This is a genomic window from Granulicella aggregans (assembly GCF_014203275.1).
Lineage (GTDB): Bacteria > Acidobacteriota > Terriglobia > Terriglobales > Acidobacteriaceae > Edaphobacter.
Genome location: NZ_JACHIP010000028.1, coordinates 1 through 14,042 on the forward strand (window position 1 = coordinate 1; position 14,042 = coordinate 14,042).

A 14,042-nucleotide genomic window follows, 5' to 3' on the forward strand; every position below is an offset into this window, starting at 1 on the left:
CATCGGTGAACAACTCGAACTCCAGCCTGCTTGATGCTTGGGTAAAGACAGTGCCTCGGCGACCCTTGGCCAGCGGTATTATTTGCAACAGAGCCATCCACACTGCGGTCGTCGAGAACAAGCGGCTCAGCCACGCTGTTACGATCATCAAGGCACAGCAGGACGTCAAGCGCGAGCCGAAGGTGCAGACCAACAGTGAGAAGATCGGCCACAAGAAGAACCCTCGTCAGCTCTATGGTCCAAATTACAAACCGAACAGCGCCGTGGCGCCCGCGGTGGAAATGACGGCCTGATGGAAAGCAAGGAAGGATGAAACTGTCCCACTCTTCATAGAAAGAACTTGCTTTTCGAGAGAGTATCTTGGATACGGACATAGTACGTCGATTCCCACATTACGCACCGCACGACGACTACGACGCACTATGATGACAGAACCGCTTCGCAGAAATAGCGACTTTATCGCTTGCAGCGACATAAACTGTTATAGACGTCGAGGGTGTCCGGTCGTAGAAGGCAGCCACGGCGCAAGCGGCACTCAGGAGAGTCTGGGACTTGCTCGAGCCTCTCCGGTCAAAGAGTTCATTGGCCTCATCTTGGAAGAGATCGAGCGATCTTGTGTGCTGTCGAAAAGACAATGCAGTCATTTGTGACTCTCGTCTTTGATGCGACAGCATAATAAGATTTGCCTGTTAACAATTATTTATTCCTATGTTTCCCGAAGCAGGATCGTAGCAATTCACAAGCCACCCTTCTCTGAGTTTGGCGTCGCGTCGCCGCGGTTCGTAGATGGAACACCAGTGTTATCGTCCTTCAAAGGATACCTCCGGGGCTCACGTGTTATATCGTGACCCTGGGTACCGAATACCTCGATTAAGGCTGCAATCAGTTCGGGGCTCAGGAATGGCAGCAAGAGTGAAGCCTTTCGATAATTGATGTGTTTAGCGGGAGTGAGGCGCTTAGCGCAGAAATAAACCTACTTACCAATGAACTATAACTATGTGTCTTTCATCTCCGCTTGATGGAAAATGCTTTTCTTTCCACTTCGCGAGAGTAAGTGTGAGAAACACTATGACTACGATGAGTTCGGCATGATGCTGCTCAGGAAGGCCATCGCGGTACCCATCGTACGGATGGTGCAGGCCCGCGGGCCTTACTTTATCCCAGCGACGGCCCGCGGCGCCCTCCAGGAGGTGGGCGTTTCGCTCTCGGGAACATAAAAGTCCTCTCATCAAGGATGGCACTTTTGAACAAGCATTGACTCAAGCGCGTTTGTACTCTTGTAGAAGAACGTCGCCGTAAAAGCAGAAGCCGTTTGCCAGACTCGACGTCCTTACTCGGAGGCGGCGGCCCACGAAAGGTGAACCCTTGACTTCCCCTCTAGCCCTAACAAAGCCAGAAGCTTCTACCTCCACGTTCCGTACAGTAGCGCTGGCTTCTTTAGGAGGTGCTCTGGAATTTTATGACTTCGTCATTTTTGTTTACTTTGCCGTCGTCATAGGTCAATTGTTTTTCCCGCCGAGCCAGCCAGAGTGGCTTCGTCAACTACAAACCTTTGGTATTTTCGCCGCAGGCTATTTGGCGCGACCGCTGGGAGGAGCCATCCTCTCGCACTTTGGCGATAAATCAGGTCGCAAACGCATCTTTACTCTGAGCGTCCTGATGATGGCACTTCCCACACTTTGTATCGGGCTCCTGCCTAGCTATGGCAACGCCGGTGTTGCTGCTCCCCTTCTCTTGCTCTTGATGCGAATCCTTCAAGGAGCCGCCATTGGGGGCGAGGCGCCGGGTGGGTGGGTATTTGTCGCAGAACACGCGCCAAGTAATCAGCGAGGCCTCGCTGTCGGCTTACTAACCTCGGGGCTTAATGGGGGAATATTGCTTGGATCCTTAGTGGCCGCGCTAACCAATTCTTATTTCAGTACCATTCAGATCATGAATGGGATATGGCGATTGCCTTTCCTGATCGGGGGAATGCTGGGCCTAATCGCGATGTTAATGCGTCGGTGGCTGAGTGAAACCCCTGTGTTTGAAGAACTGCGGAAGCAGGTCATGATTCCCGCCGAGATACCTCTACGCGAAGCTCTTCGGGCTCATAAGAGAGCAATCGTCCTGTCCATGGTCAGCACCTGGGCGCTCACGGCAGCGATTATTGTCGTAATCCTGATGACTCCCGTTATCTTGCAAACCACATTCTCTCTACCGGTCTCAGCAGTTCATTTTGCCAATCTAGCCGCAATCTTGGCACTTTGTACCTCTTCAATCACGGTCGGTGCTGCAACCGATCACTTTGGCCTCGAACGCGTGGCCGTCCCTATGTACACCTTTTTGATTGTGGCGTCGCTGGCGCTCTATTTGGGGGTGATTTGGAAGCCTTGGAGCCTCCTGCCGCTCTATATCTTAGCTGGACTGGCGGCCGGCTGCGTCACGATCACACCGATTCTGATGACACGGATGTTTCCCGCAGCTCTCCGATTCAGCGGAATCTCATTTTCCTACAATGTGACCTATGCCGTAGCAGGTGGGGTGTCGCCGCTCCTCGTATCGTGGCTCGCACACCTTCACCGGATGGGTCCAGCAATCTACGTTGCTCTCTCCGCGGTCCTCGGGATCATAGCAGTCAGGTTTCGTCGAGACGAGGAGGCGTGATAAGTCATAGTTCCGGCTAGATCATTGCTTAGCGATTGACTGCTCTGAAATACTCGCAGGCCTAGGATGATCTGAATTGAACCTCTAATCACCTCTTAATGAGGTAGAGGTCCCAGAAGATCGATCTGGCGCTCCGAGCACACCCTAGTTAGCTTGTCGAGATCAGATATGGTGTTTGGCGGCAGTACCCGTTCGAGAGCAGGGTCCGCCATCTCGGTCATCATTTCGACGAATCCAGTCCCCGGCACTGCGAGGATCAACATCGTCGATGGCTTGGAGCCGCTGCATCGGATACCATGCGGGATCCCACGCGGCAAAAAAACATATCCTCCCGGCCCTACGGCAATCTGTTTTCCATCATAAAAGAACGTAAACTCACCATCCAAGACATAGAATGCCTCGTCTTCCAGTTGGTGTACGTGAAAGGGAGTGGCATGCCCAGGGGCGCCATGTGAAATACCATGGAAAAGGCACCACCGGTTGAATCCGAGGTAGCCTTAAGTATATTGAGGCTATTAAGAAACGAGTACGCTGGACCATCGGCTTCATCGACGTGTTGACGGTAGAGTTCGAATGCCATAGTGCTCTCCTTAGATAGTCTTTCTGAACACGCGGTTCGATTGAGCGTGGGTAGCAAACCCGCAAATGATTGTAGTGCCCATCAAATTAGACGTGCTAGATTTCATCATGGTCTTAGCGTTGTAAATGGGACGTAAGATAAGGTACTGATGCGGCGGGTAGCCGGTCGCCGCACGAAGCATTCGCAAGAAGTTGGTCTGCCCGATCTTTTGTACCGTGGAGTGTCAGTGTAGCGCAGCTTCTTTTGAGATCAAGTAGCCGCCGTCGAGGGTGTGGGGAAGTGGGAAGCGCATTTTGCTTTCCATTTCTCCATACCCTGTTTTGATTTCGGTCTGCCACGACTCGGGTGCTGGTGGTCGGTAGCCCAGTGAGGAGTGTGGTCTTACGGTGTTGTAGTGGATCCTCCAACGTTCGGCCAGGATCCTGATCTCCTTCATCGAGTAGAAGATCTCGCCGTTGAGGAACTCGTCACGCAGCTTGGAGTTGAAGCTCTCACAGTAGCCGTTCTCCCACGGACTTCCCGGTTCGATGTAGAGTGTCTTTGCACCTGTGTTTGCAAGCCATTTGCGCAGGTCGCGGGCTACGAACTCAGGGCCATTATCTGAGCGTATATGCTCGGGCACACCCTTCATCACCATCACATCAGCCAGCGCCTCGATCACCTTCGCGCTCGACCAGCGACGTTCTGGCCGCACCAGCAGGCTCTCCCGGGTATGCTCATCGATCAGGTTCAACATCCGTACCGTCCTTCCGTCGTAGGTCTTGGCGCTCACGAAGTCGTAGCTCCAGACATGGTTGGGCCGCTCCGGCCGCAGTCGCACGCACGACCCGTCGTTGAGCCATAGCCGGCCTCTTGGCTTCTGCTTCTGTGGAACCTTCAGCCCCTCGCGACGCCAGATTCTCTCGACCCGGTCCTTGCCGACATGCCAGCCTGCGTGACGCAGCAGAGCTGTGATGCGGCGATAACCATAGCGACCATACTGACTGGCTAGGGTCACGATGGCCTGGGTGAGAGCATCTTCATCCTCTCGCTGTGTCGGCCGATAGCGCTGCGTGCCGCGTGGCTGCTTCACCACAAGGCACGCATGCCGCTCGCTCAGCCCATGCACCTGTCGCGCATGGTTCACCGCACAGCGACGCCGCTCAGGGCTTAGAAATTTCCCTCCGCGATGTCCTTCAGCACCAGCTTCTCCAGGCTAAGGTTGGCCACGATACGCTTCAGCTTCGCGTTCTCCTGTTCCAGTTCCTTCAACCGCCTCGCCTGGTCTACCTGCAACCCGCCATACTCTTTACGCCAACGGTAGTACGTCTGGTCCGTGATCCCGCCTTCCTTACACGCCAGCGACGTCGTCTTCCCGTTCGCCACAGAGACTTCAATCTGACGAAGCAGGTTCACCACCTGCTCTGGACTATGCTTCTTCCCTCGTGCCATATACCGCTCCTTTGATCCCAGTTTGTATCAACTCCACTGGTACAAAAGAAGCCGGGCACTGCAAAGTGACTTCGGCTGTAGCCGCATTCGATTGCTAGCACTTCTAAACTCAAGTTTGTATCAAGGCCCTCCTCCATAAGACTGATCACTCTACAAAGCCGATGAATGAAGAGGTGCTTCCATCCTAGGGGAACGCTTGACAAGAGACGGAAAGTGCGGTCCCGCGGGAGGTTGATGGTCGCCCACGGGTTCGCTGTGCCACTTTATTCTAGGGACGGTGTTATGCTCTGTGTCATTCTCGCTTCCACTTCTCCTTCGACCCCCAGAGCCTGCTCTAAAAGGAACGCTACAATTGTTGCGCTAAACAAAGCCACAACGCTCGCTGTGTCGGCGTGCAGATCAAACGAACGGTTAGAACCGCGTGCGTCGGACGCGGAAGGAAGCTCGGCCCCTATTGCAAAGCGGGCGACTGTCCTTCGATGCCGCTAGCCAAGTCTTGCCCTGCAAGACTCTATCCTTGCCTCAAACATGTTAATCCGCAAACGAAGCGGCATCTACCGGCAAAATGTGCCCAGTGATCATCCGTGCTTCGTCGGATGCCAGAAACAGAGCGGCGTAGGCTATATCTTTTGGGTCTATCAACCCGAACTGCTGAGTTGCTACAAGGGCTTGCGCCTCCGGACGGTCGAGAAGCATGCGTTTAATTCTTTCCGTCGCCACACCGGCGGGGGCTATGGCATTGACCCGTACCCTGTCTTTGGCGAAGGTACGCGCAGTGCTCCTGGTCAGATTTATAACGGCGGCTTTGGCCGCCGAGTATCCCGCGCGTTCGCCTGTTAGCTTGCCAAAGCCAGCAACAGAGACAATGTTAATCACTGAGCCGCCACCGCGCTCAATCATGCTCGGTATCACGTAACGCATGGCAAGGTACGTTCCAAAGTGATCAACCCGTAGCTTGTGCCAGAACTCCTCGATGGACCCGGTAGTGACTGGTCCATCGCTGTTTCCTGATCCGCCTGCACTGTTTATAAGAACATCGATTGCACCGAAGCGTTTCAGCGTTTCGTCCACGACGTTCTCAACAGACTGGGGTTCAGTAACATCGCATGCAAGAAATTGAGCTGCTCCTTCCGTGTCAAGGATCCCTTTCGCAACGGCTTCCCCGCGATCGACATCCCGACCCGTCAAGATGACACTGGCTCCCTCTTTGGCGAACATTTCTGCACAGGTCTGACCAATACCTCTCGTCGCTCCCATGATCAGAATAACCTTCTCCGCTAAACGCTTCATTTCTTAGAGCTCCTCAGATGTTGCCAATCGCGTTCTAGGCAAGTGTTGTAACGGCACCATTGCCATCGGTCGAATCAGGAATGGTTTCGGTTAACGAGTTGTACGTCACTATGCTTTCTGAGTGAGCGCGTTGGGTTGTGCTAGTAGGCATCGCGGAAAGTTCTGGTAGACACATCGTATCTGCCCAGGATGGATCGTACCTGTGCGTTGATTAACCCGAGTAGAATGGGTGTAGTCGACGCTCCAAAGCACCTAAACAACCTCGTTCTGGAACGTCGTGATCACAGCTCGCGCCCCTGTGATGGAGAGTTGCATGCCCCTTTGCGCAGGCGTTGTGCGCACCCCAACGCCACGCATCGGACGTAGTACCGGGAGGGCTGGTTTCAGATGATGGGACACAGAGAAGGCTTCACTGGTTACAGAAGGCAAATGTTTTTCGCCTTTCATTCCCGATGGGACAAAGTACTTTCGATTCGCTCGTTGTCTCAATTAAAGAGAAAACGTTCCAACTCTTCGGTAAAAAGTCCCGGTTCTTCTAACCAAGGGAAGTGTCCACTTGCTTCAAAGATCACTATGCGTCTGTCCCTAATGCCGGCATGGAGACGTTCAGATACCGACACGGGACAGATGAAGTCGTGCCGTCCCGCCATGATGATGACTTTGGCTGTGATCGTGCTCAACGACTGGGTCTGGTCTACGGAACTGGCCCGGTCCGCTGCGTATTGAGCATTGAAAGCGTAAGACGAAATTGGGCCCGAAAGCTGTTCCTGCGCTAACGCGAGGTACTTCTCAGGGTTGTAGAGGTAGAGTGGCAGCACCTGCTGTACGAATGCTTCAAGCCTCTCATCACTGGAGGCCGGATTCTCTTGTCCCGCGAAGAAGGTTTGTACAACCCGAACTGCCCCTGCAAATTGCGGATCCCTTGAACGCTCGGACAGAATCCGTTGTGTATCAGAAGCCGCACTCATGCCCAACAACTGGCTGCCGACGAGTACCAGTCTCTTCACACGGCCCGGATAGCGGGCCGCATACCTAAGAATGATCGCGCCCGAATTCGAATGCCCAAAGAGGCTGATTTGTGCCACCTCCAAATGAATACGTAATGCTTCGAGATCGTCGGCCATCGTGATCGTCGACATCTGCCTAGCATCTGCCGGCCGACCAGATAGCCCGCTTCCGCGAGTATCGATGAAGACGAGTTTGCAACGTGCGGCCAGGAAACTGAACGCGCGTTGCAAGTAGACGGAACCCACTCCCCAACCGGGAGACACAAGGAAGAGCACTTCGCCTTTGCCGACGGTGCGGTAGTGAAGAGTGATGCCGTTTATTTGCGCTGTATGATCTTCCATGGGTCCGTCCTGAGTGCTTTCGTTGATGCTCGTCTGGGGGCGTGTCCTGTCGTGGATCATCCTGAGTTTCCGTGTTTTCTGATCAGAGACCATGGTCTTTCGACAACTCCTTGGCAGCGCGCTCACCGATAATGACGCAGGGAGCCATCGTGTTTCCCGTCGTTACGCGGGGCATAATCGATCCGTCAGCAATGCGCAAGTTTTGGATGCCATAAACCTGAAGTCTGCCGTTTACTACGGACATCTTGTCTGTACCCATCTTTGCGGTGCAGGTCTCGTGCCAATAGGTGGTCGCAGCATTACGGACAAAATCTTCCAAGCCCGGACCCTTGAGCAGGCCAGGCATAACTTCGCGCTTGCTGAACGACCGCAGTGGGGCAGCATTGCCGACTTCTCGGCAAAGCTCAACACATGCGATTGCCGCTTTCAAATCATCCGGATGCGAAAGGAAGTTGGGTTCGATTACGACAGGGTCGGTGGCTTGCGGCCCCGTGAGGCTTAGATGGCCTCGGCTTTTCGGCCGCATGAGCCCACCGAACAGAGTCCAGCCATGCTGTGGAACGTTATATCGAGCCGCGTTCTCAGGGGTAGTCTTCGGCACTTCTGCCTGGCAAGCCTGAATATCGGGTGAGGGCAGAGCGGGATCGCTCTTCCAAAAGAACGTAGCTTCGGCCATTGTGTTTTTTGGCGGTAGCGGATCCAGGTACTCCCAAACGCAATCGAACGCGACGTGATCCTGGAAGTTTTGCCCGACTCCTGGAGCATGCTGCAGCACCGGAATCCCATGACGACGCAGTTCCGATTCGTCCCCGATTCCCGATTGCATCAGGAGCTTTGGAGTCTGTATCGCACCCATCGAAAGAACCATCTCTTTGGTGGAACCGAACGTTGTGACGACACCATCAAGCAACACGTCTACACCGGTGGCCCTTCCGGCCTCGATGTTGAGCTTTAACACCAGGGCTCCAGTTAGTACGGTCAGATTCTCTTGATCCATTCTTGGGTACACATAGGAACGGAATATGGACTGACGCTTTCCGGCTTTGGCCCGCACATCGATGATGGAGGCGCCTCCATCTCCCTCCATCATTCGGCCATTTTGATTTTCGAACGTGGGAATTCCAAGCGATCGCGCAGCGTCCAGCATGGCCGGAGCGATCGGGTTCGGGTTGGTAGCGGGCTCGACGAAGACTGGCCCGCCGGCTCCCCGGTGTTCGGGGTCTGGTGAACCTTGCCAATCCTCGATACGTCGATAGATTTTCAAAACTGAGTCGTAGCTCCATGCCGGATCGTTCGCTTCTTGCGCGAAGTAATCCCAATCGCTCTTGTGACCACGCGCCCAAACCATAACGTTTATGCTCGAGCCGCCTCCGAGAACCTTCCCCATAGCCATATGAAGCACGCGTCCGTTCAGGGATCGGGAGGGCTTCGATTGGAACCCCCAATCCCTTTCACTGCCGAGGTTCAAAGGCCATTGATTCGCCTCCATCACTTGAGGAACATCGTCACTGCCGCCTGCTTCAAGCAGCAGTACATGAACATCCGGGTTCTCGGCAAGACGACTGGCGACGACGGAGCCAGATGATCCCGAGCCACAGACGATGAAATCATAGTGGGAGCGTAAGTGAGATCGAAGGTGGGATTGATTGCGTCGTACTCTCTCCGACATATTTGCAGATTCCAATCGTTCTTTGCCCATGCGGGAAGTACTTGTGGATGGTGTTGTCTCGATCTTCATTTTTACGCTCCTTGCTGGATAGCACACGGCAATGGCCGGGTGTTCCAGTTCTGATCTGATTGGCTATCTCCGGGGCGGCGTGGCTTTACATCTTGCCGGAATGGTTCAAGCCCAGTAAGCCATCACGATGAGGGGAATTCCATTGGCCGAAGGTACTGTGAGATACCTTCGTATTACCGTAGTAAGCGAAGTGCAGCAGCCAGTCGAAGCCATGCCGAAAGGTCGAGCCATGGTCCTGCTGAGATCGTGGCCAAATAGGACTTGTCGGAGGCCTCTAATCCGGTCATTACTGGAAGCTGTTGAAGATACTGCTCTTTCCAAATATTTCCGTAATGTCATCTTCTCCTTTCGCAGAGACATGTTCTGCCTCATCCGTTACTCGATCATTGCTTGATGCGAGAGGGATCGCTGTCACAAAACAGCTCTTTTTACTCAAACGTCTCGTTATTGATCGCGCTTTGCGAGAGTTCATAGAGCCGTTCTTCATTGCCCCATAACCCCGATCGATATGAGCACTTGCGATCAAGAAAGACACTCCTAACCAAGCGTCTATCGGTCTCCGCTATTAGGCTTAGTGCTGGAGGACGATTCTCTTTCCACTACAGACATTCGATCCTGGCGGCCTTCGATGTTCCTGTGTGAGCGCAAGGAGCGATTTCTGCGGAAACGACGGGATTACTATGACTTATTCACAATTAGCCCATTGGACTACCGCAACGCGGCTGCCGTACTTCTTCGCTGCGGCTATTTTGTTTCGCGTTGCAACGCTCGCGATTTCCAAGTCTCACGAGAAAGCTCTGAAAAAGGATGGTGCAGTCGAGTATGGCGCCAATAATTCACACTGGTTGACATTGGCTCATCTGAGTTTCTACCTGTCAGTTATCACTGAAGGTTATCTTCGAAAGGCTGCGGTGGATGGCATCTCTGCGTTGGGATTCGCGCTATATGCAATGGGTGTGATCATGCTGCTCACAGTGATGCACCTCCTGGGCCGCCTGTGGACGGTCAAGCTGCTCATTGCCCGAGATCATGCTCTCGTTCAGCATCCGCTTTTTAGGCTTGTGCGGCACCCCAATTACTTCCTAAGTATCGTGCCGGAACTCACCGGGTTGGCTCTCGTCTTCCACGCGTCTGCCACACTAATCGCTGGCTCTGTTCTTTATTCGCTTCCTCTCGCTCTCCGCATCCGCGAGGAGGAACGCGTAATGAAGGCAAAGTTCAGCGCATACATCTGAGTTGCGCTTTGAAGAAGACATCCGCTACAGATGACGACGGAAGTAGCTTGGCGCCACGTTCAGGGTTCGTTGGAAAACCCGCGTGAAATGAGCATGGCTGGAGAAGCCACAGTCTAACGCGATCTCCACCAGCGTAGCTTTCGAATTCTTCATCAAGGATTTAGCCTTTTCGATGCGCCGGAAGACCAGATACTGATGTGGTGTAAATCCTGTGGCGGAGCGGAACATTCGCAAGAAGTGACTCCTGCTGTAACCGCTTTCGTCAGCAAGAACAGCCAGGCTTAGGTCCCGATCTAAGTCGGCCTCGATCAGACGGAGCACCCGCTTTAGTCGATGTGGGGGAAGCGATTGGCCGATTGGCCGCGTCGACCCCTTTTGGGTGCCCGCGAGTAACAGGCGAGTGGTCAGAGCAAAGGTCAGATGATCGGCGTAGCCGGCTCCGGAGAGCCCTCCCGTCTCCACCTCGTCCACGAGAAGGCAGATCAAGTGTTCAATCGAAGAATCCCGGAAGCCAATATTCTGAATCAGAACGGACTCGCATCCGAGTTCTTTTGCGACGCGCTCAACAAACTGCTTATCGAGTGCGCAGAATGTCAGATCGGTCCGGTTGAAAAGACGGATGGCAGGCTGGACACCGTTCTCGTATAGATTGATTGTTCCAGGCTCCTTTCGGTAGGGCACCATGTGCCCTGCGCGTCCAGGCCGCTCCCCGTGACAGACAACCTTACCGTTCGCCAGGACGACGATGTGGCAGTTAGAGGCTGTTTCTGCCTTCTCCCCTGGATCCACCAAGTACCGTTCTACGAGTATGTGTTTCCATGCCAATCCACTGCTCGAGGCCAGGCGAGTCGCACGTCCGCGAACGACGGGATCGATACTCTGATGTCCCAACGTACGGATATCACTCCCGCCGCGCGTCCCGCCTGGCAACGTCACGGGAGCGTAATCCCGATGGCGGCGTTCTCAACCGGAGATCCGATCCAATACCCGTGTCGCGAGGCGGCGGTGTAAAGTGCCGTCAACTCTTCAGGGGTAGGCGGATTGGGCACGGACTCCGGCGTGAAAGGCCGGGCAAGTTCCCGGAAAAAGTCATAGATGCCTGCTTTGCTGACCAGGATGGCACGAACCACCTCATCACTTGCGTTGCGAACAGCGTGCTTAATGTTCCCCGGGATGGTTATGAACTGGCCGGAGGCGGCCGCATTCCAGCCCGCGGTTTCTTGGTAGACTTCGAGCGATCCTTTCAACAGGAAGAAGAGTTCCGGGTCTGCGTGGCTGTGAAGCGGGACAAGTGTCCCAGCCGGCAGTGTGGCAGTCATGAAGCTGATGTCATCTTGTCCGGTCCCTGGTTCGTTCAAGAACTGAATTAGATTGCCAAGCACGTCAAACGTTGGTTCGTTCGATGGGGTGATGATTGTTGGTTGCATCTTCTATCTCCTATTTAGAAACGGCTTACGTCCGTTCCAATTCATTCGTGAAGTTAATGGACACTCGCATAAAGTGACGAGCGAGGCAGCCGCATAGCCGCTAGGTCGAACAGAGCGGTCGCCGTGCGTGGTGTCGCGCTCACTAGAGACATCATTGGCCGCCGTTGATCAGGCCTTTAGGCCGTATAGCCTCCATCGACTGTGAGACTGGCACCCGTAATGAAAGCCGCATCCTCGGTGGCGAGGTATGCGATGAGGCTTGCGATTTCACGATCCTTCCCGAAGCGCCCCAATGGAATAAGCTTGGTGAGCCAGTCCACGTGTGGTCCCTCCGCCGGATTCATGTCGGTGGCCGTCGGACCTGGTTGAATGTTGTTGACGGTTATCGCGCGCGGCGCCAAGTCGATTGCTGCCCCGCGAACAAATCCGCCGAGAGCGGCTTTCGTCATGCTGTAGACGCTGCCACCACCAACCCCCGTTCTGACACCCGAGACGCTTCCGATCGTCATGATCCTGCCGCCGCTCTTCATCACGGCTGCTGCTGCCTGCGTGCCGATCACAATCGCACGAACATTGACCGCCAGCATGCGATCGAGTTCGTCTGTTTGGATCTGTCCCAATTCCTTGATCAGGAGCTGGCCAGCGTTGCTGACGAATATGTCCAGCCCGCCGAAGGTCTCTGTGGCTTCCCGCACAGCGTTGCGGATGTCGCTTTCGGATGCGTTGTCTGCCTTGATTGCGAGTGCCGTGCCGCCGTCTGCCCTAACTTCAGCAACAAGGGCGTAAGCTTTCTCTTCCGCGGATAGATAGGTGAAAGCTACGCTGACTCCGTCAGATGCCAGCCGGCGAACGATGCCGGCACCGATCCCGCGAGACCCGCCGGTGACGAGTGCGATTTTGCCTTTGAGCGAACCGCTGATGGAACTCATATTTGCCTCCTGCCCGAGTGGGCTGTTGCGGACTTAACAGTCCAGAATGAATTGTGCGAGACATCCCAATACTTCGAACGTTCCGACAGTGCTGTCTCTGTGGCTTGAATGCACTAGTTGTTTGGAATGAGCGATCCACACAGAAGCTCAGCCTCTGCGACGATTGCAGCAAGCGCATCAGACTGGCGGATTCGCTCCCCAATCGCTTTGGCCTTGGTTTGATAACCGTGTCGAACCAGTGCTTTCCGAACGGCGAGGCGGATCTGTTCTTCCGAAGGCGTGCCCGTCTTCAGATCGATACCAACGCCGCTCCAATCGACCCTCGCACCCACGTAGGGTTTGTCTTCGGTTGACCCGGCAGAGATGATAGGCACTCCAAAGCTAAGCGCCGTTTGTACGCCGTTGTAGCCTCCGTTGGTCAGAAAGACGCTCGTCTTCGGCAGGATGTGCTCGTAGGGGATATAGGGCTTCACCACAGCATTTGGTGCGAGTGCGATCCTGCTTATGTCACCGCTGCCCGCCGTAACGACTACTGTGACCGGCTCATCCGCGAGGGCCGCGATTGCTGGATTGATGAGCTGATCGAAGTCCGTATTTGCCACAGTACCCTGGGTCACGAATATCAAAGGCATCGAATCCGCCAGTTCCTTTAACCACTGTGGAGCACTCGTCGCGTCTGACGGTTGAGGTAGAAGCGGACCCGCAAACCGCAGGTTATCTCTCCTCTCGACCAGTGGGTACTCAAACTCGTCCACAGTCAGCTGCATCAATCTGTCCGGGAGCCGGTACATGGTTTCGAACATTTCAAATCCCCCTGGCACACCTACACTTAGGCGTTTCAGAATTTCGTCGATGTACTCCGTTCCCGGGCGGACCGCTTCATCAAAGTGCAAGCCGTCAGTGATGTTTCGCTTTTGACCCACAATGCTGCTGTCCGGTCCGGCAAACGGAGAGAAGCCGTTATCGCGCCACATGGGAGCGATGACGCCGCACGACATCACCGCCGGTCGAGACCCATTTTTCAGGAGAAGAGGGAGAACACCGAGGTACAGCACATCGACCACAATCAAATCCGGTTCCCACTTCTGAATTGCCACGTCAAGCGCGGCTGCCTGACCCGGTAGAGAATCTGCGAACAGGCGCTTGAGGTGAATGATGTGCTGTTCCAAACCCTCGGCTCCGCTCTCTGCTTCAGTAAACATTGAGCGGAGATTGCGCCAGTCGTAGTTGGCATGTCCGCTCAACGCACGAAAGTGGAGCCCTTGAAGCTCAACTTTCTCTTGAAAGCCGCTGGAGGTGAGAAAGGAAACTTCGTGGCCATACTTCTGGAAAGCCGCGGCGATCTGAAGCATCGGTGTGACATGGCCAAGGAGTGGTGTGGACGCAACAAGAATTCTACTCATGGGAACCTTTCGTG

The 14,042-nt window shown here is 54.5% G+C and carries 13 protein-coding genes; 4 read left to right on the top strand and 9 right to left on the bottom strand.

Features of this window, described 5'->3' with window-relative positions; genetic code table 11:
- The 3 genes from HDF16_RS27700 to HDF16_RS27710 all read left to right on the top strand — a co-directional run.
- Positions 1 to 293, top strand: a 293-nt coding sequence (locus HDF16_RS27700; RefSeq protein ID WP_432432299.1) for a hypothetical protein, incomplete at its 5' end; no start/stop codon positions are given.
- 732 nt (positions 294 to 1,025) lie between these two features.
- Entirely contained in the window at positions 1,026 to 1,217 is a 192-nt protein-coding gene (locus HDF16_RS27705; RefSeq protein ID WP_184223796.1) for a hypothetical protein, read from the top strand.
- 148 nt (positions 1,218 to 1,365) lie between these two features.
- A complete protein-coding gene (locus HDF16_RS27710; protein WP_184223799.1) occupies positions 1,366 to 2,646 on the top strand; it encodes an MFS transporter in 1,281 nt (426 codons plus the stop codon).
- A gap of 95 nt (positions 2,647 to 2,741) precedes the next feature.
- On the opposite strand, the gene HDF16_RS32270 is transcribed toward HDF16_RS27710, so the two are convergent.
- From HDF16_RS32270 to HDF16_RS27735, 5 genes are all read right to left on the bottom strand, one after another.
- Entirely contained in the window at positions 2,742 to 3,104 is a 363-nt protein-coding gene (locus HDF16_RS32270; protein ID WP_184223842.1) for a cupin domain-containing protein, read from the bottom strand.
- Positions 3,105 to 3,449: 345 nt separating this feature from the next.
- Positions 3,450 to 4,657, bottom strand: a protein-coding gene (locus HDF16_RS27720; RefSeq protein ID WP_184223801.1) for an IS3 family transposase whose coding sequence is annotated in 2 segments (ribosomal slippage) — positions 3,450 to 4,390 and positions 4,390 to 4,657 — 1,209 coding nt in all. Because the reading frame shifts where the segments join, the coding sequence is not laid out codon by codon here.
- Positions 4,658 to 5,188: 531 nt separating this feature from the next.
- Entirely contained in the window at positions 5,189 to 5,947 is a 759-nt protein-coding gene (locus HDF16_RS27725) for an SDR family NAD(P)-dependent oxidoreductase (protein WP_184223803.1), read from the bottom strand.
- Positions 5,948 to 6,432: 485 nt separating this feature from the next.
- On the bottom strand, positions 6,433 to 7,296 hold the full coding sequence (locus HDF16_RS27730) for an alpha/beta fold hydrolase (protein ID WP_184223805.1): 864 nt from the start codon (positions 7,294 to 7,296) through the stop codon (positions 6,433 to 6,435).
- An 82-nt stretch (positions 7,297 to 7,378) separates the two neighbouring features.
- On the bottom strand, positions 7,379 to 8,965 hold the full coding sequence (locus tag HDF16_RS27735; RefSeq protein WP_246410352.1) for a GMC family oxidoreductase: 1,587 nt from the start codon (positions 8,963 to 8,965) through the stop codon (positions 7,379 to 7,381).
- A gap of 707 nt (positions 8,966 to 9,672) precedes the next feature.
- Here HDF16_RS27735 and HDF16_RS31445 point away from each other — a divergent pair.
- Positions 9,673 to 10,269 carry an isoprenylcysteine carboxylmethyltransferase family protein gene (locus tag HDF16_RS31445; RefSeq protein ID WP_221313317.1) on the top strand — a complete coding sequence of 199 codons (597 nt, stop codon included), beginning with the start codon at positions 9,673 to 9,675 and terminating at the stop codon, positions 10,267 to 10,269.
- Positions 10,270 to 10,293: 24 nt separating this feature from the next.
- Here the strand turns inward: HDF16_RS31445 and HDF16_RS30410 are convergent, their stop codons facing one another.
- The 4 genes from HDF16_RS30410 to HDF16_RS27760 all read right to left on the bottom strand — a co-directional run bounded on the left by HDF16_RS30410 (position 10,294) and on the right by HDF16_RS27760 (position 14,028).
- Positions 10,294 to 10,953, bottom strand: a complete 660-nt coding sequence (locus HDF16_RS30410) for a helix-turn-helix domain-containing protein (protein ID WP_221313318.1) — start codon at positions 10,951 to 10,953, stop codon at positions 10,294 to 10,296.
- Between the two features lie 248 nt (positions 10,954 to 11,201).
- Positions 11,202 to 11,696, bottom strand: coding sequence for a cupin domain-containing protein (locus HDF16_RS27750; RefSeq protein WP_184223809.1), 495 nt, complete (start codon positions 11,694 to 11,696; stop codon positions 11,202 to 11,204).
- Between the two features lie 176 nt (positions 11,697 to 11,872).
- Positions 11,873 to 12,625, bottom strand: a complete 753-nt coding sequence (locus HDF16_RS27755; RefSeq protein ID WP_184223811.1) for an SDR family oxidoreductase — start codon at positions 12,623 to 12,625, stop codon at positions 11,873 to 11,875.
- 113 nt (positions 12,626 to 12,738) lie between these two features.
- Positions 12,739 to 14,028, bottom strand: a complete 1,290-nt coding sequence (locus HDF16_RS27760; RefSeq protein ID WP_184223813.1) for a nucleotide disphospho-sugar-binding domain-containing protein — start codon at positions 14,026 to 14,028, stop codon at positions 12,739 to 12,741.
- Between the last annotated feature and the right edge of the window lie 14 nt (positions 14,029 to 14,042).